The organism is Aquamicrobium terrae (assembly GCF_040545735.1).
GTDB lineage: Bacteria > Pseudomonadota > Alphaproteobacteria > Rhizobiales > Rhizobiaceae > Mesorhizobium > Mesorhizobium terrae_A.
In genome coordinates, this window is the sequence record NZ_JBEPML010000007.1 from 180,105 (window position 1) to 198,639 (window position 18,535).

General features: G+C 66.3%; 17 protein-coding genes. 13 read left to right on the forward strand and 4 right to left on the reverse strand.

From position 1 onward, the window contains the following. Positions 1-106 precede the first annotated feature (106 nt). The 3 genes from ABID37_RS12255 (at position 107) to ABID37_RS12265 (ending at position 5,690) form a co-directional block, all read left to right on the forward strand. Complete coding sequence (locus ABID37_RS12255) at positions 107-3,139, forward strand: aminotransferase class III-fold pyridoxal phosphate-dependent enzyme (protein ID WP_354195054.1); 3,033 nt, start codon at positions 107-109, stop codon at positions 3,137-3,139. Between the two features lie 215 nt (positions 3,140-3,354). Continuing rightward, positions 3,355-3,939 carry a TRAP transporter small permease subunit gene (locus ABID37_RS12260; protein WP_354195056.1) on the forward strand — a complete coding sequence of 195 codons (585 nt, stop codon included), beginning with the start codon at positions 3,355-3,357 and terminating at the stop codon, positions 3,937-3,939. Continuing rightward, entirely contained in the window at positions 3,936-5,690 is a 1,755-nt protein-coding gene (locus ABID37_RS12265; RefSeq protein ID WP_354195057.1) for a TRAP transporter large permease, read from the forward strand. Before ABID37_RS12260 ends, ABID37_RS12265 begins: the two co-directional genes overlap by 4 nt. An 82-nt stretch (positions 5,691-5,772) precedes the next feature. On the opposite strand, the gene ABID37_RS12270 is transcribed toward ABID37_RS12265, so the two are convergent. The 3 genes from ABID37_RS12270 to ABID37_RS12280 form a co-directional block, all read right to left on the reverse strand. Beyond that, the gene (locus tag ABID37_RS12270) at positions 5,773-6,882 is read right to left on the reverse strand and encodes a TRAP transporter substrate-binding protein (RefSeq protein ID WP_354195059.1); all 1,110 of its coding nucleotides are present in this window, start codon (positions 6,880-6,882) and stop codon (positions 5,773-5,775) included. 229 nt (positions 6,883-7,111) lie between these two features. Continuing rightward, positions 7,112-8,710, reverse strand: a complete 1,599-nt coding sequence (gene ctaD, locus ABID37_RS12275; protein ID WP_354195061.1) for a cytochrome c oxidase subunit I — start codon at positions 8,708-8,710, stop codon at positions 7,112-7,114. 108 nt (positions 8,711-8,818) lie between these two features. Beyond that, complete coding sequence (locus ABID37_RS12280; protein WP_354195063.1) at positions 8,819-9,487, reverse strand: 5-formyltetrahydrofolate cyclo-ligase; 669 nt, start codon at positions 9,485-9,487, stop codon at positions 8,819-8,821. Positions 9,488-9,700: 213 nt separating this feature from the next. On the opposite strand from ABID37_RS12280, the gene ABID37_RS12285 reads away from it, so the two are divergent. Then, positions 9,701-10,546 (forward strand): LysR family transcriptional regulator, encoded by an 846-nt coding sequence (locus tag ABID37_RS12285; protein ID WP_354195065.1) that lies wholly within the window; start codon positions 9,701-9,703, stop codon positions 10,544-10,546. Here the strand turns inward: ABID37_RS12285 and ABID37_RS12290 are convergent. Then, positions 10,539-10,856 carry a hypothetical protein gene (locus ABID37_RS12290; protein ID WP_354195067.1) on the reverse strand — a complete coding sequence of 106 codons (318 nt, stop codon included), beginning with the start codon at positions 10,854-10,856 and terminating at the stop codon, positions 10,539-10,541. The two genes, ABID37_RS12285 and ABID37_RS12290, sit on opposite strands and share 8 nt — an antisense overlap. A gap of 263 nt (positions 10,857-11,119) precedes the next feature. Here ABID37_RS12290 and ABID37_RS12295 point away from each other — a divergent pair, with 263 nt between their 5' ends. The 9 genes from ABID37_RS12295 to ccoS are packed head-to-tail and all read left to right on the forward strand — an operon-like array spanning position 11,120 to position 18,494. After that, on the forward strand, positions 11,120-11,560 hold the full coding sequence (locus tag ABID37_RS12295; protein WP_354195069.1) for an RrF2 family transcriptional regulator: 441 nt from the start codon (positions 11,120-11,122) through the stop codon (positions 11,558-11,560). Between the two features lie 27 nt (positions 11,561-11,587). After that, positions 11,588-13,243: a cytochrome-c oxidase, cbb3-type subunit I gene (gene ccoN, locus ABID37_RS12300; protein ID WP_354195071.1), complete on the forward strand. Its 1,656-nt coding sequence runs from the start codon at positions 11,588-11,590 to the stop codon at positions 13,241-13,243. A 2-nt stretch (positions 13,244-13,245) separates the two neighbouring features. Beyond that, complete coding sequence (ccoO, locus tag ABID37_RS12305; RefSeq protein ID WP_354195073.1) at positions 13,246-13,977, forward strand: cytochrome-c oxidase, cbb3-type subunit II; 732 nt, start codon at positions 13,246-13,248, stop codon at positions 13,975-13,977. Positions 13,978-13,981: 4 nt separating this feature from the next. Then, a complete protein-coding gene (locus ABID37_RS12310; RefSeq protein WP_354195075.1) occupies positions 13,982-14,152 on the forward strand; it encodes a cbb3-type cytochrome c oxidase subunit 3 in 171 nt (56 codons plus the stop codon). Positions 14,153-14,156: 4 nt separating this feature from the next. Next, the gene (gene ccoP / locus ABID37_RS12315) at positions 14,157-15,041 is read left to right on the forward strand and encodes a cytochrome-c oxidase, cbb3-type subunit III (protein WP_354195077.1); all 885 of its coding nucleotides are present in this window, start codon (positions 14,157-14,159) and stop codon (positions 15,039-15,041) included. After that, positions 15,038-15,244 (forward strand): hypothetical protein, encoded by a 207-nt coding sequence (locus tag ABID37_RS12320; protein ID WP_354195079.1) that lies wholly within the window; start codon positions 15,038-15,040, stop codon positions 15,242-15,244. Before ccoP ends, ABID37_RS12320 begins: the two co-directional genes overlap by 4 nt. 15 nt (positions 15,245-15,259) lie before the next feature. Then, the gene (locus ABID37_RS12325; RefSeq protein WP_354195081.1) at positions 15,260-16,036 is read left to right on the forward strand and encodes a DUF2189 domain-containing protein; all 777 of its coding nucleotides are present in this window, start codon (positions 15,260-15,262) and stop codon (positions 16,034-16,036) included. Continuing rightward, a complete protein-coding gene (locus tag ABID37_RS12330) occupies positions 16,033-18,285 on the forward strand; it encodes a cation-translocating P-type ATPase (protein WP_354195083.1) in 2,253 nt (750 codons plus the stop codon). Before ABID37_RS12325 ends, ABID37_RS12330 begins: the two co-directional genes overlap by 4 nt. Further along, the gene (ccoS, locus tag ABID37_RS12335; RefSeq protein ID WP_354195085.1) at positions 18,282-18,494 is read left to right on the forward strand and encodes a cbb3-type cytochrome oxidase assembly protein CcoS; all 213 of its coding nucleotides are present in this window, start codon (positions 18,282-18,284) and stop codon (positions 18,492-18,494) included. Before ABID37_RS12330 ends, ccoS begins: the two co-directional genes overlap by 4 nt. Positions 18,495-18,535 lie beyond the last annotated feature (41 nt).

Consider the following 18,535-nt stretch of genomic DNA (forward strand, 5'->3'; position numbering starts at 1 on the left):
ATCTGAAGGATCGCGACGCGCTTTAGGCGCATGTCCTCCTTTGGGTGGATAACATCGCGGGTCTGGGCTGAAGTAGGAGCAGGCCGGGAAATGCAGGAGCGTGATTATGGACGGGCAGGCTATGAGGCATGATTGGCTGCTGGCGGTGCTGAAGCCGCTCGGCATCGGCGGTCCGCTCCGGCAGCTCGGCGGCGAGCATGACCTGAACTTCCGCGCCGCCACCGCTGAAGGCGATGTCATCGTCAAGGCGATGCGCCAGCGCGGCGAGCCTGCGCTGGTCGAACGCCAATGCGCCGCGCTCGCCCATGCAAGCGCCGCCGATCCGGGCCTGCCGCTGCCGCAGGTTCTTGCCTTCCCGGATGGATTGCCGTGGCAGGCCGTGCGGGACGACGAGGGGCAATCGCGGATCGTCTGGGTGCAGCGGTCGCTCGACGGCATCGCCATGGGCGAGGCCGGGCCGCAACAGCCGGCGGTGCTGGCCGAACTGGGCGCGCTGGCGGCGCGGCTCGACCGCGCCCTGGAGGGGTTTGCGCTGCAACCTACCACCGAAGCGGCCAAGTGGGATCTTTTGCGGGCTGGCTGGATCAGAGACCGTCTCGACGTTCTGGACGGCGAGCGCCGGCAATTGGTCGCCGCCATCCTGGCCGATTACGACCGGATTTTCCCGCGCCTTGCGGCGCTGCCGGCGCAGGCGCTCCACAACGACCTCAACGACTACAACATCCTTGTCGTGCCCGGTCTCACCGTGCCGGCGCGGATCAGCGGCCTCATCGATTTCGGCGACATGACGGTCGGCCCGCGCATCTGCGGCCTCGCCATCGCCGCCGCCTATGCGATCCTCGACCATGAGACGCCGGAGGCGGCCCTTGCCGCGCTTATTGCCGGCTATCATGCCGTTGCGCCGCTTGCCTCCGAGGACATCGAGCTGATCTGGCCGCTGCTGCGCATGCGGCTGGCGGTCAGCGTGGTCAATTCGGCCATCGAAGCCGTGGACCGCCCCGACGATCCCTATGTGACCATATCGCAGGCGCCGGCCTGGCGGCTGCTGGAGAACAAGGCAATCGACGGCGCGCTGATCGGCGCCCGGCTGCGCGCGGCCTGCGGCCTGCCGGTGACGGACAACGCCGAGCGGATTCTGGCATGGCTCGACGCCAATCGCGGCGACTTCGCGCCGGTGCTGGGTGTCGATCTGGACGATGCCGAGGTGGTCAGCCTTGCCGTCGAAGACAGCATCCTGCCGGAGAACCCCTTCGACCTGCGCGCGGATGAGGCGCGTCGCCTGACCGGTGCCGTGGATGATCGCATCCGCCTCGGCCGCTATGGCGAACCGCGGCTGGTCTACACCGACCGGGCCTTCCGCAAGGGACCGTGGAAGGCATCGAACCGACGCACCGTGCACATGGCGGTCGATATCTTCGCGCCGGCCGGACAGGCCGTGCATGCGCCGCTGGCCGGCAAGGTGGCGATGGTGGAATACCGTGCCAATCCGCTCGACTATGGCGGCGTCGTCATAATGGAGCATCGCACCGGCGCAGGCGAAGTCTTCTATGCGCTCTACGGCCACCTCGACCCGGCCGTGTGTGACAGCCTGAAAGTTGGAGATGAGGTCGCGGCCGGCGCCGTGTTCGCGAAGCTCGGCGCGCCGCAAGGCAATGGCGGCTGGGAACCGCATCTGCACTTCCAGCTCGCGCTGACGCTGGACGGCATGGGGCACGACTGGCCGGGCGTCGCGGATCCCGACGACTGGGTGCTGTGGCGGGCGCTGTGCCCCAATCCTGCGGCCCTGCTCAACCTGCCCGAGGAGAGGGTCGCCTGCACGCCCGTCGATACCGCCGAACTGCTTGCCGAACGCAGGGCGCGCTTCGGCTCCAACCTCAAGCTCAGCTACCGGCGGCCGGTCACCTTCCTGCGCGGCTGGCGGCATCATCTCTTCGACGAGATGGGCCGGCCCTATCTCGATGCCTACAACAATGTGCCGCATGTCGGCCATGCGCATCCGCGTATCCGGGCCGTGGCCTGCGACCAGCTGGCCCGCATGAATTCCAACACCCGCTACCTGCATCCCGCCCAGACGGCGCTGGCCGAGCGCCTGACCGCTAGGCTGCCGCAGGAGCTGGAAATCTGCTTCTTCGTCAACTCCGGTTCGGAGGCCAACGAGCTGGCGCTGCGGCTGGCGCGTGCCGCCAGCGGCGGCTACGACATCGTGACGCCCGATCACGGCTATCACGGCAACACCACCGGCGCGATCGACATCTCCGCCTACAAGTTCAACAAGCCGGGCATGCATGGCCGCCGGCCATGGGTGCACCTCGTCGATGTGGCCGACGACTATCGCGGCCGTTTCCGCCGCGACGATCCGGACCGCGCCCGCCGCTATGCCGGGCAGGTGGACGCGGCACTTGCCGAAATCGAACAGGGCGGCGGCCGGCTGGCCGGCTTCATCGCCGAGACCTTCCCCAGTGTCGGCGGCCAGATCATCCCTCCGCAAGGCTATCTCGCCGAAGTCTACCGGCGAATCCGCGCCGCCGGCGGCATCTGCATTGCCGACGAGGTGCAGACCGGGCTCGGGCGGCTGGGCGATTTCTACTTCGGCTTCGAGCAGCAGAAGGTGCGGCCCGATATCGTCGTGCTGGGCAAGCCGCTCGGCAACGGCCATCCGGTCGGTGCCGTCATCACCACGCGCGCGATCGCCGAACGCTTTGCCGAAGGGCCGGAATATTTCTCCACCTTCGGCGGCTCCAACCTGTCCTGCCGCATCGCCGCCGAAGTGCTCGACATCGTCGACGACGAGGACTTGCAGGGGAATGCGCGGCGCATGGGCGAACGGCTGCTTTCCGGCATGCGCGAGCTGGGCGGGCGCCACGAGGTGGTGGGGGATGTGCGCGGCATCGGCCTGTTCACCGGGCTCGACCTGGTCACCGACCGCGAAAGCCGCAATCCCGCGACGGACGTGGCCGACTATGTGACGAACCGGCTGCGCGACCTACGTATCCTCGTCGGCCGCGAAGGGCCGGCCGACAACATTCTGAAGATCCGGCCGCCGCTGACGATCGGGGCCGACGATGTCGACATGCTGCTCGACCGGCTCGACTTGTGCCTGAAGGAGGCCGGCACGGCATTGCGCGCCACAAAGCCCTGAGAGCCGGCCATCCATGCCCGTCGCCGGCTGGAACCGCCATGTGCTTCCGGCCGGATCAGACTTTCGTCGCATGACCTTGCGCGTTTCGGGCGTTGGCGCGGGAAGCTTGCGCCTCTTCTGTTGACCGGTACGACCACGCAAGTCATAGGTTTCAGCCCACAGGCGCGCCGAGAAGATTCGGGAGAACAGGCGCGGCCGCATCAGGGAGGACTTGCATGGAAGCGCTTCTCGCGCTGTCGCGGATGATTGACCGCGTCAACGAAGCCATCGGCAAATGGGTGTCGTGGCTGATCCTGGCGTCGATCCTGGTCAGTTCCATCAACGCGGTCGTGCGCAAGACGTTCAACATGTCGTCGAACGCCTGGCTGGAACTGCAATGGTATCTGTTCGGCGCCGCCTTCCTGCTGGCCGCCGCCTATACGCTCAAGCAGAACGAGCACATCCGCATCGATGTCGTCTACGGCCTGTGGTCGCGGCGCGTGCAGCACTGGATCGACCTTCTGGGCCATATCTTCTTCCTGATGCCGTTCACGCTGCTGATGGTCTACTACCTCGTGCCCTATGCGCTGCGCTCCTTCCGCAGCGGCGAGATGTCGACCAATGCCGGCGGCCTGATCATCTGGCCGGCCAAGGCGCTTTTGCTGGTCGGCTTCTTCCTGCTCGCCGTGCAGGGCATTTCCGAGATCATCAAGAAGATCGCCATCATGCGCGGCAGGATGGACGATCCCAACCCCTTCGTGTCGGCGCATGAACAGGCGGAGATCGAGGCCAAGACGCTGGCCGACGAGGTCCGTTCATGATCGAATTCATTGCGCAGAACATGGCGCCGATCATGTTCGTCTCGCTGATCTTCTTACTGTTGATCGGCTACCCCGTCGCTTTCGCCCTTGCCGCCAACGGGCTTTTGTTCTTCTTCGTCGGCGTCGAGCTGGCCCCGCTGTCGGGCGGCTCGATCAACCTGTCCTGGCCATTGCTCTATGCGCTGCCCGAACGCTTCTACGGCGGCGTCATGGCAAACGAGACGCTGCTGGCTATTCCCTTCTTCACCTTCATGGGCATCGTGCTGGAGCGCTCGGGCATGGCCGAGGACCTGCTCGACACGATCGGCCAGCTTTTCGGGCCGATCCGCGGCGGGCTTGCCTATGCGGTCATCCTGGTCGGTGCGCTCCTGGCGGCGACCACCGGCGTGGTGGCCGCCTCGGTCATCGCCATGGGCCTCATCTCGCTGCCGATCATGCTGCGCTACGGCTACGACCGGCGCATCGCGTCGGGTGTCATCGCCGCCTCGGGCACGCTGGCCCAGATCATCCCGCCCTCGCTGGTGCTGATCGTGCTGGCCGACCAGCTCGGCCGCTCGGTCGGCGACATGTACAAGGGCGCGCTCATTCCCGGTCTGGTGCTGACCGGCCTCTACATGCTCTACGTGCTGGTCATGTCGATCATCCGGCCGAACTCCATGCCGGCCCTGCCGCCTGAAGCGCGCACCCTCGGCCACGGCATCACGTCGCTGGTCGTGGCGCTGCTGTTCGCCGGTGCCGTCGGCTGGGGCGCCTATCACTATCTGGAGCCCGCCCACGGCACCAATGCCGACATATTGGGCGCCACGGTGGGCGTCGTCGCCATCTATCTGGTGGCGATCGCCGACAAGGGCCTCAACATCAATATGATGTCGAAGCTCGCCCAGCAGGTGGTGATCGTGCTGATCCCGCCGCTGGCGCTGATCTTCCTTGTGCTCGGCACCATCTTCCTCGGCATCGCCACGCCGACCGAGGGCGGCGCCATGGGCGCGGTGGGGGCACTGGTGATGGCCGCCGCCAAGGGCCGGCTCTCGCTCGACCTGATCCGGCAGGCGCTGGCCTCGACCACGCGGCTGTCGTCCTTCGTGCTGTTCATCCTGATCGGCGCGCGCGTCTTCTCGCTCACCTTCTACGGCGTCAACGGCCATCTGTGGGTGGAGCACCTGCTGGTCTCGCTGCCGGGCGGCGAACTGGGCTTCCTCATCGTCGTCTCGATCCTGGTCTTCCTGCTGGCCTTCTTCCTCGATTTCTTCGAGCTGGCCTTCATCATCGTGCCGCTGCTGGCTCCGGCTGCCGAACGGCTCGGCATCGACCTGATCTGGTTCGGCGTGATCCTGGGCGTCAACATGCAGACCAGCTTCATGCACCCGCCCTTCGGCTTCGCCCTGTTCTATCTGCGCTCGGTGGCCGCGCGCGTGCCCTATATCGACAAGATCACAGGCAAGAAGATCGCGCCGGTCACAACCGGCCAGATCTACTGGGGCGCGGTGCCCTTCGTCGGCATCCAGATCCTCATGATCGCGCTGACCATCGCCTTCCCCGCAATGGTCATGCACTACAAGGGCAAGGTCGTCGATCCGGCCACGATCGAATTCAAGATGCCGGAGCTTCCCGGCCTTGGCGGCGGTTTCGGCCTGCCGCCGCTGGGCGGCGCGCCGGCCCCCGCGCCGGGAACGCCTGCGCCGGCTCCATCGACGCCCGCCCCGGCGACCCCGGCACCCCCCGACCTTTCGCAGCCGCCCAGCTTCAACTGAGCCTTGGGCAGGCGAATCGAAAAAAACAAGAACCCCGGAGCATCGCCCCGGGGTTTTTCGCTGTTCGGCGAGGCTGCGATGACTACAGCTTGTTGCTGCGCTGCTGGATCATCATGAAGGTATCGAAATTGTACTCGGCCACCTGCGCCCACAGATAGTGGTCCTTGCGGAAGGCGACGATGGAATCCCAGATCTTCTTGAAGTCCGCGTTGGATGCCGTCATCTCGGCATAAACCTCGTTGGCCGCGTCGAAGCAGGCCGACAGGATTTCCTGGCTGAACGGCCGCAGTTGCGCCCCGTTGGCCACCAGCGACTTCACCGCCGTCGGGTTCAGGTGGTCGTATTTCTGGAGCATGTTGGCGTCGGCCGCCTGACAGGCCGTCCGCAGCAGCGACTTGTAGGTCGCCGGCAGTTCCTCATGCTTTGCCTTGTTGAACATGAAGTGGACGGTCGGGCCGCCTTCCCACCAGCCGGGATAGTAGTAGTAGGGCGCGACCTTCTGGAAGCCGAGCTTCTCGTCGTCATAGGGGCCGACCCATTCGGCGGCGTCGATGGTGCCCTTTTCCAGCGCCGGATAGATGTCGCCGCCGGCGAGCTGCTGTGGCACCACGCCCAGCTTCTCCACCACCTTGCCGGCGAAGCCGCCGATGCGCATCTTCAGGCCCTTCATGTCCTCCAGCGTGTTGATCTCCTTGCGGAACCAGCCGCCCATCTGGGTGCCGGTGTTGCCGCCCGGCAGGCCGAACAGGCCCTGCTTGTCGAGGAACTCGTTGAACAGGTCGATGCCGCCGCCATGATATTGCCAGGCGTTGCGTCCGCGCGCGTTGAGGGCGAAGGGAACGTCGGCGCCGAGCGCCCAGGTCGGGTCCTTGCCCCAGTAATAGTAACCCACCGTATGGGCGGCCTCGACGGTGCCGGCGCTCGTCGCGTCGGCGGCCTGCAGGCCCGGCACCAGTTCGCCGGCGGCAAAGACCTGGATCTGGAAATTGCCGTCCGTCGCCTCCGACAGCATCTTCGACAGCACTTCGGCGCCGCCATAGATGGTGTCGAGCGACTTGGGGAAGGACGACGCCATGCGCCAGGTGATCTTCGGGTTGGTCTGCGCGATTGCCGGGGTGGCAAGCGCCGCGCTTGCCGCTACGGCACCCGCGCCGGTCGTGCCGGCCTTCCTGATGAATGAACGGCGATCCATGAAGTTCCTCCCTTTTCGGATCTCGATGTCGGCCGTCCAGGCAGGGACATTCAACTGGAAGTCCTTGATTTCTCACGGCGGCCGCCGGCGCAAACAATACACGCCGCCAATGTCGTGTCCAGCGTTACCGCGCCGTATCGGGAACGTGGCGGCAGGCTCTGCAACTATAGTCTAAGGCCGGGCAGCGAGCATGCCCGCCATCCGGCCTGGGCGCGCGCGGTGTGCCGGTTCAGCGGATGCGCGGCAGCGAGCTGAACTGGTGGTGCGGCGGCGGCGAGGACAGGGTCCATTCCAGCGTGGTCGCGCCGTCGCCCCACGGGTTCGCCGACGCCGCGCGCTTGCGGGCGAAGGCTTCCGCCACGGCGATGAAGAACACCACCAGCCCGGCGGCCGAGATGTAGGAGCCGATCGAGGAGATGAAGTTCCAGCCGGCCATCGCGTCGGGATAGTCGGCATAGCGGCGCGGCATGCCGGACAGGCCGAGGAAATGCTGCGGGAAGAAGACGAGGTTGACGCCCACGAACATCAGCCAGAAATGCAGCCGGCCGAGCGTCTCGCTCATCATGTAGCCGGTCATCTTCGGGAACCAGTAGTAGAACCCGGCGAAGATGGCGAAGGCCGCTCCCAGCGACAGCACGTAGTGGAAATGCGCCACGACGTAATAGGTATCCTGGAACAGGCGGTCGACGCCGGGGTTGGCGAGCTGGACGCCGGTCACGCCGCCGATGGTGAACAAGAGCACGAAACCGGCCGCCCACAGCATCGGCACCTTGAAGGTGATCGATCCGCCCCACATCGTCGCCAGCCACGAGAACACCTTGATGCCTGTGGGCACCGCGATGACCATCGAGGCGAAGGCGAAATAGCGCTGCGATTCGATCGAGAGGCCGACCGTGAACATATGGTGCGCCCACACCACGAAGCCGATCACGCCGATGGCGACCATGGCATAGGCCATGCCCAGATAGCCGAAGATCGGCTTCCTGGAGAAGGTCGAGATGACGTGGCTGATGATGCCGAAGCCCGGCAGGATCATGATGTAGACTTCCGGATGCCCGAAGAACCAGAACAGGTGCTGGTAGAGGATCGGGTCGCCGCCGCCGGAGGGCACGAAGAAGGTGGTGCCGAAATTGCGGTCGGTGAGCATCATGGTGATCGCCCCCGCCAGCACCGGCAGCGACAGAAGCAGCATGAAGGCGGTGACCAGCATGGCCCAGGCGAACAGCGGCATGCGGTGCAGCGTCATGCCGGGCGCGCGCATGTTGAAGATGGTGGTGATGAAGTTGATGGCGCCGAGGATCGAGGAGGCACCCGACAGGTGGATGGACAGGATGACGAGATCGACCGCCGGCCCCGGCTGCCCGGTGGAGCTGGAGAAGGGCGGATACATCGTCCAGCCGCCGCCATGGCCGGAGGCGCCCGGCGCGCCCGGCACGAACATCGACATGATGAACAGGACGAGCGAGGCCACCAGTAGCCAGAACGAGATGTTGTTCATGCGCGGGAAGGCCATGTCCGGCGCGCCGATCATGATCGGGACGAACCAGTTGCCGAAGCCGCCGATCATCGCTGGCATGATGACGAAGAAGATCATCACCAGCCCGTGGGCGGTGACGACGACGTTGTAGAGGCTGGGATCGAGGAAAATCTGCAGTCCCGGTTCCTGAAGCTCCATGCGCAGGGCGACGGAAAGGCCGGTGCCGAGAATGCCGCACAGCATCGACAGGATCAGGTAGAGCGTGCCGATGTCCTTGTGGTTGGTGGAAAACAGCCATCGGGTGACGAAGCCCTGGCCGGGCGCGGTTTCGTCATGGGTGGTGTCCGACATGCTCACTTCCTTCCTTTCTGCCGTCCCGCCTTGCGCAGGGGCTGTCTCGGAAGGGGCGGCTTGAGCCGTCGCGGTCGGGAACAGGCGCCTTGCCTGCGCAATGCGCGATCAGTCGGTGACGATCATGTCCATCGGGATGTCGTGCGGCTGCGGATAGATCGTCCTTATCCTGGCCGGCGTGTAGCCGACGCCGATGGTCAGCGGCTTGCGCGGCATGGCGGCCAGCGTCCGGTCGAAGAAGCCGCCGCCATAGCCGAGGCGATAGCGCGCCTCGTCGAAGCCGACGACGGGGGCGATGACGATGTCCGGCAGCACGGCAGGGCCGCGCGACGGCACCAGGATGTTCCACACGCCGCGCTCCAGCGGGTCGCCCGGCGCCCATAGCCGGTATTCCAGCGGCCAGCCCTTCTGGATGACGACCGGTAGCGCCAGCCTGCCGCCGCGTTCGATGATGCCGATGCCCCAGTTGCGCAGATCCGGCTCGCCGCGGAACGGCCAATAGGTGCCGACGATGCGCCCCGCGGCCTTGCCGACGGCGGCGTCGAGCGCCTTGGCGATGCGGATGGAGCGGGCATGGCGCTGCTCCGGCTCCAGGGCCATGCGTTCGGCTATCAGGCGTTCGCGTTCGGCCTTGCGCCAGCGCATGACGTCGCTCCAGGCGTCGGAACGGCTTGGCATGGCGTGAAATTCCGGATCGAGCTCATGCATGAAGCAGGGCGGCGAAGCGTATTCCGCAGGTTCGCTTTCTGCAATTTCGCTCTGGGGATCGTCGGCCATCGTCAGCAATCCAGCTAGGGCATGATCCCGAAAAGTTGCAGGCTTTCCGGACAAGATCATGCGTCAAGAACAAGACCTGGGGCGAAATGGGTCTGCAGGGACAATCATCCCGCTCCGATTGTGTCAGCCGAGCGTGCGCGCCATTAATGCAGAAGGCAAACGGAATTAAATGCAGTATGAGTGCAAGATTATTGCACTGAAATGGAGCGCGCCATGGATATCGACCGGGCCCGGACGTTTCTGGAGATCATCCATTGCGGCAGCTTCCAGGGCGCGGCGGACCGTCTGAACGTCACCCAGACCACGGTCAGCGCCCGCATCCGCACGCTGGAGGCCGAGGTCGGCCGGCCGCTTTTCGTGCGCAACCGCACCGGCGCCAAGCTGACGCCGGCCGGCCGCGAATTCGAGCGCTATGCGCAGTCCATGGTGCAGATCTGGGAGCGGGCGCGCCACCAGCTCGCCGTTCCGGAAGGCAAGACCGGGGTCGTCGCCCTCGGCGGCGAGCTCAGCCTGTGGAACCCGCTGCTGCTGGACTGGCTGGTGTGGATGCGCAAGACATGGCGCCAGACCGGCATCCGCGCCCATGTCGGCATGCCGGACCAGTTGATCGAGCAGTTGCGCACCGGCGTGCTGGACATCGCCGTGCTCTATGCGCCCCGGCTGCTGCCGGGCTTCACCGTGCGCCTGTTGCAGGAAGAGCAGCTCGTGATGGTGCGCAGCACCGCGGGCGGCGCCGAAGACGGCGATCCTCCGGATTACGTCCATGTCGACTGGGGGCCGCAATTCGCCAGCGGCAGCGGCCAGCCGGCCGGCGCCCATGGCGAGCCGGGGCTGATGGTGGGGCTCGGGCCGCTCGGTCTCAGCTACATATTGCGGACCGGCGGCAGCGGTTATTTCCGCCGGGGCGCGGCCCTGCCCCATATCGAATCGGGCGAACTGGAGCTGGTCGAGGGCGCGCCGGAGTTCACCTATCCGGTCTATGCCGTCTATGCCGATGCGGGCGACGAGCGCGAGGAGATGCGGGGCGCCTTGCAGGGGCTGGCGGCGGTGGTCAGGTGATGTCCTGCCTTTCCCCGCGCGCATCGTGCCCCTCGCGGGCGTGGAGCAGCGCCTCGATCACCAGTTCGCGGCCCGCGCGGCTGATGCCGATGCCCTGCGGCCGTTCCGTGGCGAGGCCGAACTCCAGCAGCCGCGCAAGCAATGCCGGGTCGAGATCCGGGTAGGGGCCGCGGTTCATGCGTTTCAGCGCAGACTGCTCGACGGCCGACAGATCGGCCCAGCCGACATGCGCCGTCGGCGCCGGTTGCGGCTCGGTCCGCCGGTTGCCGCCGGGGGTGCGATGGCCGCCGGTTGCGCGCCCGCGCCTCATGGTGCGACCCTCTGGCCGGTCTCGCGTTGAAGTGGCAATGTCGTTGAAAAGGTTGTAGTCTTCATCCTGCGACCATATCGCACATTTGTTGTCGGGGCAGTTTGAGCGAAAAGAGGTATCACGTATACCTCTTTTATGCGGAGCCTGGATACCGCGCGGGGGGGGCTGATGCCATCCGTTTCCAATTGCAATCCGTTGCCGTTTTCGAAACCTTGTCCCGTCAGTGCTTTCCTGTTCGCTCACAAGGGCACGATTCGATGCGGATGACGTTGCATACCGACTACGCGCTGCGCATGCTGACCTATGTCGCCACACGCCCCGATTGTGCCTGCACGGTGAACGACGTGGCCGAGGCCTATGGGCTGTCGCGCAACCATCTGCTGAAGGTGGCACAGACGCTGCGCGAACACGGCTTCATCGAGACGATCCGTGGCCGCTCCGGCGGCATCAGGCTGGAAAGAACGGCCGAAAGCATCGGCATCGGCGCGCTGGTCCGGCTGATCGAGGAAGATTTTTCGGTGGTGGAATGCTTGCAGGCCCGGGGCGGGGGCTGCGTGATCTCGCCGTGCTGCACGCTCAAGGGCATGTTCTCGGAGGCGCTTGGCGCCTATCTGAGCGTGCTCGACAAATACACGCTCGCCGATGTCGTGCGCAACAGGGCCCAGCTGGGTTTCCTGTTGGGCATAGACGACGTCGCGGCCTAGCCGGAATCCAGCAAGGGATTTAGCCAGATGGTTTCAGGATTGACAGTCGCCGAACGCCAGCTCTCCCTGGCCGTGCTGATCGCGCTTTCGCTCTGCGGGCTGGCCATGGCGGCCGGTGGGCGGGGCGACCCGCTGGGCATCCACGGCTTCATCGTGATGGCCGCCAGCCTCGGCCTGACCTTCCTGGTGATTTCGCGCTACTACGATCCCGAGCCGCCGGCCGAGCGGCTGTCGCACTATTACGACGACCCGACCAAGGTCGGCATCGTGCTGACCATGATCTGGGCCGTGATCGGCATGTTCGTCGGCGTCTGGGTGGCCGCGCTGCTGGCGTGGCCGGATTTGACCTTCGATGCCGGCTGGGCCAGCTTCGGCCGCCTGCGCCCGGTGCACACCTCCGGCGTGATCTTCGGCTTCGGCGGCAACGCCCTGATCGCCACCTCCTTCCACGTCCTGCAGCGAACCACGCGGGCGCGGCTGCCCGACCAGTTCAGCCCCTGGTTCGTGCTGATCGGCTACAACCTGTTCTGCGTGGTGGCGGCCAGCGGCTACCTGATGGGCCTTACCCAGTCGAAGGAATATGCCGAGCCCGAATGGTATGCCGACATCTGGCTGGTGATCGTGTGGGTGGTCTACTTCCTCATCTACATCCGCACCCTGCAGCGGCGGAAGGAGCCGCATATCTACGTCGCCAACTGGTACTACATGGCCTTCATCCTGGTCGTGGCGATATTGCACATCGTCAACAACCTCGCCGTGCCGGTCTCCTTCGGCCATGCCAAGAGCTATTCGCTGTTCTCCGGCGTGCAGGACGCGATGACGCAATGGTGGTACGGCCACAACGCCGTCGCCTTCTTCCTCACCTCCGGCTTCCTCGGCATGATGTATTACTACCTGCCCAAGCGCGCCGGACGGCCGATCTTTTCCTACCGGCTCTCCATCGTCAGCTTCTGGGGCATCACCTTCATGTATATGTGGGCGGGCTCGCACCACCTGCACTATACCGCCCTGCCGCAATGGGTGCAGACGCTGGGCATGACCTTCTCGCTGGTGCTGCTGGTGCCGTCCTGGGCCTCGGCCGGCAACGCGTTGGCCACGCTCAACGGCGCCTGGGACAAGGTGCGCACCGACGCCACGCTGCGCTTCATGATGGTGGCCGCGGTGTTCTACGGCCTGTCGACCTTCGAAGGTTCCTTCATGGCCATCCGCGCCGTGAACTCCCTGTCGCACTACACCGACTGGACCGTCGGCCATGTCCATGCCGGCGCGCTCGGCTGGGTGGCGATGATCACCTTCGGCTCGCTCTATGCGCTGGTGCCGTGGATGTGGAAGCAGGACCGCATGTATTCGCCGAAGCTGGTCGAGGTGCACTTCTGGCTCGCCCTGTCGGGCACCATCATCTACGTCTTCGCGATGTGGAACTCGGGCATCATCCAGGGCCTGATGTGGCGCACCTATAACGACAGCGGCACGCTGGCCTATCCCTTCATCGACAGCGTCGTCGCCATGCATCCCTACTACATCGCGCGCACCGTCGGCGGCCTGTTCTTCCTCACCGGCGCGATCGTGGCGTCCTACAATATCTGGATGACGATCCGCATGGCGCGCATCAGCCGGATCGCGGAGGCCGGCGCGGACGTGCCGCTCTATGGGAAGGCCGGCGCCGTGCAGGCAGGAGAATAACGATGAAGGAATTCTTCCACCGCAAGATCGAACGCAACGCCATCGGCTTCGTCCTGGCGATCGTCGGCGTCGCCTCGATCGGCGGCCTCGTGGAAATCGCGCCGCTGTTCACCATCAGCGAGACGGTCGAGGAGGCGCCCGACATGCGCGTCTACACGCCGCTCGAGCTGGCCGGGCGCAACATCTACATCCGCGAGGGCTGCTATGCCTGCCATTCGCAGATGATCCGCACGCTGCGCGACGAGGTCGAGCGCTACGGCCCGTTCTCGCTGGCGGTCGAATCCCAGTACGACCACCCCATGCTGTGGGGCTCGAAGCGCACCGGGCCGGATCTCGCCCGCCTCGGTGACAAATATTCCGACGCCTGGCATGTCGCCCACCTCATCAACCCGCGCGACGTGGTGCCGGAATCGGTGATGCCCAAATATGGCTGGCTGATGCGCAACGAGCTGAAATATGACGATCTCGGCCAGCATCTGGCGGCCCAGCGCAAGGTCGGCGTGCCCTATACCGACGACATGATCGCCAACGCCCGATGGGACGCCTATGGCCAGGCCAATCCCGACAGCACCTATGCCCAAGGCGTGGCCGAGCGCTACGGCGATGCCACCAACATCCGGCTGTTCGACGGCGATCCCGGCCGCATCACCGAAATGGATGCGCTGGTCGCCTATCTGCAGATACTCGGCGGGCTGACCGACGCCGCCCACAAGACTGCGGCGGCACAGGAGTGAGGCGATGGATCACGAGACACTCGTTGGCTTCTCCAAGAGCTGGGGACTCTTCTACCTCATAATCTTCGCCATCGGCGTGCTGGTCTACGCGTTCTGGCCTTCCAACAGGAAGCGTTTCGACCGCGCCAAGAAAAGCATTCTCGACAAGGACGACCGGCCGGACGAGGGGGAATAGGCACATGGCAACCGAAAGACATGACCCCGTGACCGGACGGGTGACCACCGGGCACGAGTGGAACGGCATCGAGGAACTGGAAACGCCGATCCCGCGCGTGGTGTTCTTCTTCCTGATCGTCGGCACCCTGTTCGCCATCGGCTACTGGCTGCTGATGCCGGCCTGGCCGGTGGGCTGGACCTACACCAAGGGCCTGCTCGGCATCGACCAGCGCAATGTGGTGACGCAACAGGTCGAGGAGGCTGCGGTGTCGCGCGCCGTCTGGACCGACCGCGTCGGCTCGGAGGATTTTGCCGCGATCGCTGCCGACGGCGACCTGATGCGCCATGTGCGCGACACCGGCCGCACCCTGTTCGTCGACAATTGTGCCGTCTGCCATGGCGTGCGCGGCACCGGCGGTCCCGGCTTCCCCGACCTTGCCGCCGGCTCCTGGCTGTGGGGCGGCGACCCCGAGACGATCGCCGAAACCATCAGCGTCGGCATCAACTCCACCAATGACGACACGCGCGTCTCGCAGATGATGGCTTTCGGCCGCGACGGCGTGCTTGAATCCGACCAGATCAGGTCGGTGGCCGCCTATGTGCGCTCGCTGTCGGGCCAGGAGCTCAGCGAGGCCGACCAGGCCCGGGTGCCGGCCGGTCAGGAGGTATTCGCCGAGAACTGCGCCTCCTGCCACGGCGAGGATGGCAAGGGCATGGTGGAGGTCGGCGCGCCCGATCTGACCGACCAGCACTGGATCTATGGCGGCGACGCGCAGACCGTGTACACGACCATCTATTCCGGCCGGCAGGGCCACATGCCGCACTGGCAGGACAGGCTTTCGCCCACCGACATCAGGATCCTCGCCCTTTATGTCGGCGCGCTGGCAACGGACGGAGGCCCGCAATGAGCGCCGCAAGTCCCCAAACGGGCGCCACCCGGCTCAACTGGCGCCTGATCTCGGCGCTGATCGTCACCGCGGGCGTGCTTCTGTTCGTCGGCGCCAATGCCCATCTCGTCTATGTGGCGCTGGGGTCCCAGCCCGATTGCGTGCCGCATGAGAAGGCGGGCACCGTCGAAGGCACCTACAGCGCCGCCAAGTCGGCCTGCTGAGAGAGGAGGAAGATCATGGGACACACCGAGACCACGCCTCTTCCGCTTGCCGAACAGCGGCGCCGCCATCTGCCGGCAACCGCCGCCCTCGGCTGGCTGGCGGCAGGGTGGCGCGACCTGTGGCGCACGCCGCTGCCAAGCCTCGCCTACGGGGTGGTGGTGTTCGTGCTGTCGCTGGCGGTCGTCATCTGCCTGTTCAGGCTCGAGCTGGATTACATATTGTTCCCGGCGCTGGCCGGCTTCATGGTCGTCGGCCCGCTCGTCGCTATCGGCCTCTACCAGAAAAGCCGGGACCTTGAGGAGGGCAGGCCGGTGAGCCTTGCCCGCATGATCTTCGTCAAGGCGGAATCGGGCGCCCAGGTCTGGTTCACCGGGGCGATCCTGTGCCTGCTGATGCTGGTGTGGATGCGCGCCGCCGTCATCATCTATGCGCTGTTCTTCGGCCTCCGACCGTTCCCCGGCATCGACCACATCGTGCCGATGCTGTTCACCACGCCGGTGGGTCTGGGCATGCTGGCGGTCGGCACCGTTGTGGGCGGGCTGTTCGCGGCCTTCTCCTTTGCCATCAGCACCTTCTCCATCCCCATGCTGCTGGCCGAGAAGATCGACGCCTTCACGGCGATGGGCACGTCCATCTCCATGGTGTTCAGGAACCTGCCGGTCATGCTGATGTGGGGCGCCATCGTGCTGGTGCTGTTCCTGATCAGCGTCGTCACCGGCCTCCTCGGCCTGATCATCATCTTCCCGCTGCTCGGTCATGCGACCTGGCACAGCTACAGGGCGATCAGATGAGTTGCTGCCCGCCCGCAGATCTGGCTGTCGAAGCCGGCCGGAACGCGGCGCGGGAAGAGTTGCGGCTGGCAAGCCGCGACCTGGGCGGGGGGCTCCACCAGGTCGACATTGCCGTGCCGGGCGTCCATTGCGCATCCTGCATCCGCACCGTCGAGCACGGCTTGCGGCAGGTGCCGAGCGTCGAACATGTGCGCGTCAACCTCTCGACCCGCCGCGTCAGCGTCAACTGGCGTGGCGCGGAGGCGCCGGCGCTTCTGCCGGCGCTCGACGCGCTGGGCTTCCCCGGCCATCTGTTCGAGCCGGACGACGGCGTGCGCGACCCCGAGCTTGGCAGGCTGATCCGGGCGCTGGCCGTCGCCGGCTTCTGCGCCATGAACATCATGCTCTTGTCGGTCTCGGTCTGGTCGGGGGCGGATGCCGAAACGCGCTTCGCCTTCCACTGGATCTCGGCCGCGCTGGCGCTGCCTTGCATGCTCTATTCCGGCCGCATCTTCTATGCCTCGGCCTGGTCGGCGCTCAGGAACGGCCGCACCAACATGGATGTGCCGATCTCCATCGGCATCAGCCTCGCCTTCGGCCTCAGCCTCTACGACACCATCCACAATGGCCGCCATGCCTATTTCGATGCCGCGACCTCGCTGATCTTCTTCCTGCTGATCGGCCGCACGCTCGACCATCTCATGCGCGAGAAGGCGCGCGCCGCCGTGCGCGGGCTGGTGCGCCTGGCGCCACGCGGCGCCACGGTGCTGCGCGGGGACGGCGGCCGCGACTACCTGCCCATCGCCGAGGTGGAGCCGGGCATGCGCATCGCGCTGGCCGCGGGCGACCGGGTGCCCGTCGACGGCGTGATCGAGGAGGGCGTTTCCGATCTCGATTGCGCCATCGCCACCGGCGAGAGCGCGCCGCAGCGGGCGGAGCCGGGCTCGGCCGTGCGCGCCGGGACGCTCAACCTGTCCGGTCCGCTGACATTGCGAGTCTCGGTCAAGGCGGAACAGTCCTTCCTGGCCGAGATGGTGCGGCTGATGGAGGCGGCGGAAGGCGGCCGAGCCCGCTACCGCCGGCTGGCCGACCGTGCCGCGCGGCTCTATTCGCCGGTGGTCCACGCCACCGCCTTCCTCACCTTCCTCGGCTGGATGGCCGCGACCGGCGACTGGCACCGCGCCATCACCGTCGCCATCGCCGTGCTGATCATCACCTGCCCCTGCGCGCTCGGGCTTGCCGTGCCCATCGTGCAGGTGGTGGCGGCGCGCCGCCTGTTCGAGAACCGCATCATGGTCAAGGACGGCTCGGCGCTGGAGCGCATGGCCGAGATCGACACCGCCGTCTTCGACAAGACCGGCACGCTGACGCTCGGCCGGCCGCGCCTGATCGGCAAGGACGGGATCGCTCCCGACGCTTTCGCCGTCGCCGGGCTGATCGCCGGCCGCTCCAACCATCCGCTGTCGCGGACGATTGCCGCCGATGCGCCCGCTTCGGAGTTTTCGCTTTCCGATGTCGTGGAACGGCCGGGGCTCGGCATCGAGGCGTGTGTCGGCGGCAAGCTCTACCGTCTCGGCCGGGCCGGCTGGGCGACGGATGAGGCCGTGCGGGAAGGTGGCACCGTGCTTGCCCGCGACGGCGAGGTGCTGGCGCGCTTCCGCTTCGAGGATGCGCTGCGGCCCGGCGCGCGGGCTGCGGTCGAGACGATGCGGCGCAAGGGCCTGCGGCTTGCCGTGCTGTCGGGCGACACCCGTGGCGCCGTGGCAGCGGTCGCGCAGGCGCTCGGCATCGCCGAAGCCGCTTCCGGGCTGCTGCCGGCCGAAAAGGTCGAAAGGCTGCAGGCGCTCGCCCGCGACGGCCGCAAGGCGCTGATGATCGGCGACGGGCTCAACGACGCTCCGGCCCTTGCCGCCGCCCATGTCTCGATGGCGCCGGCCAGCGCCGCCGACATCGGCCGCAACGCCGCCGACTTCGTGTTCCTGCGCGACGAACTCGATGCGGTGCCGCTGGCGCATGAGGTGTCGCGCGCCGCCGGGCGTCTGGTGCGCCAGAACTTCGCGCTGGCGGTGATCTACAATGCCATTGCGCTGCCCATCGCCATTGCCGGCTATGTGACGCCGCTGATCGCCGCGCTCGCCATGTCCTTCTCCTCGATCCTGGTCGTCGCAAATGCCTTGCGCCTGCGAGCCGCAAAGCCGGCTGTGCAGGCGAGCGGGGAGGCGGCAAAGGAAACGGCCGGCCCGGTGCACAGGCTGGAGGCGGCAGAATGAGCAGCCTCATCTATCTCGTGCCGCTGGCGCTGGTTCTGGGCGGGGCCGCGCTTGCGGCCTTCTTCTGGTCGTTGAGGAGCGGCCAGTATGACGACCTCGACGGCGCGGCGGAACGCATTTTTATCGATGAAGACGGCGACAAGGCCGGGGGCGGGGAGGGCTCTGCGGGAAATGATGCCGGCAAAACGCCCAAGGAGAAGACCAGATGAAAGGACGGCCCGCGCCGCAGCGCACCATCGTGGTGGACGGC

Bases quoted from the DNA above. Each gene is read 5' to 3' on its own strand.
- ABID37_RS12255 (WP_354195054.1), top strand. From the start codon at position 107: ATGGACGGGCAGGCTATGAGGCATGATTGGCTGCTGGCGGTGCTGAAG.
- ABID37_RS12260 (WP_354195056.1), top strand. From the start codon at position 3,355: ATGGAAGCGCTTCTCGCGCTGTCGCGGATGATTGACCGCGTCAACGAA.
- ABID37_RS12265 (WP_354195057.1), top strand. From the start codon at position 3,936: ATGATCGAATTCATTGCGCAGAACATGGCGCCGATCATGTTCGTCTCG.
- ABID37_RS12270 (WP_354195059.1), bottom strand. From the start codon at position 6,882: ATGGATCGCCGTTCATTCATCAGGAAGGCCGGCACGACCGGCGCGGGT.
- ctaD (WP_354195061.1), bottom strand. From the start codon at position 8,710: ATGTCGGACACCACCCATGACGAAACCGCGCCCGGCCAGGGCTTCGTC.
- ABID37_RS12280 (WP_354195063.1), bottom strand. From the start codon at position 9,487: ATGGCCGACGATCCCCAGAGCGAAATTGCAGAAAGCGAACCTGCGGAA.
- ABID37_RS12285 (WP_354195065.1), top strand. From the start codon at position 9,701: ATGGATATCGACCGGGCCCGGACGTTTCTGGAGATCATCCATTGCGGC.
- ABID37_RS12290 (WP_354195067.1), bottom strand. From the start codon at position 10,856: ATGAGGCGCGGGCGCGCAACCGGCGGCCATCGCACCCCCGGCGGCAAC.
- ABID37_RS12295 (WP_354195069.1), top strand. From the start codon at position 11,120: ATGACGTTGCATACCGACTACGCGCTGCGCATGCTGACCTATGTCGCC.
- ccoN (WP_354195071.1), top strand. From the start codon at position 11,588: ATGGTTTCAGGATTGACAGTCGCCGAACGCCAGCTCTCCCTGGCCGTG.
- ccoO (WP_354195073.1), top strand. From the start codon at position 13,246: ATGAAGGAATTCTTCCACCGCAAGATCGAACGCAACGCCATCGGCTTC.
- ABID37_RS12310 (WP_354195075.1), top strand. From the start codon at position 13,982: ATGGATCACGAGACACTCGTTGGCTTCTCCAAGAGCTGGGGACTCTTC.
- ccoP (WP_354195077.1), top strand. From the start codon at position 14,157: ATGGCAACCGAAAGACATGACCCCGTGACCGGACGGGTGACCACCGGG.
- ABID37_RS12320 (WP_354195079.1), top strand. From the start codon at position 15,038: ATGAGCGCCGCAAGTCCCCAAACGGGCGCCACCCGGCTCAACTGGCGC.
- ABID37_RS12325 (WP_354195081.1), top strand. From the start codon at position 15,260: ATGGGACACACCGAGACCACGCCTCTTCCGCTTGCCGAACAGCGGCGC.
- ABID37_RS12330 (WP_354195083.1), top strand. From the start codon at position 16,033: ATGAGTTGCTGCCCGCCCGCAGATCTGGCTGTCGAAGCCGGCCGGAAC.
- ccoS (WP_354195085.1), top strand. From the start codon at position 18,282: ATGAGCAGCCTCATCTATCTCGTGCCGCTGGCGCTGGTTCTGGGCGGG.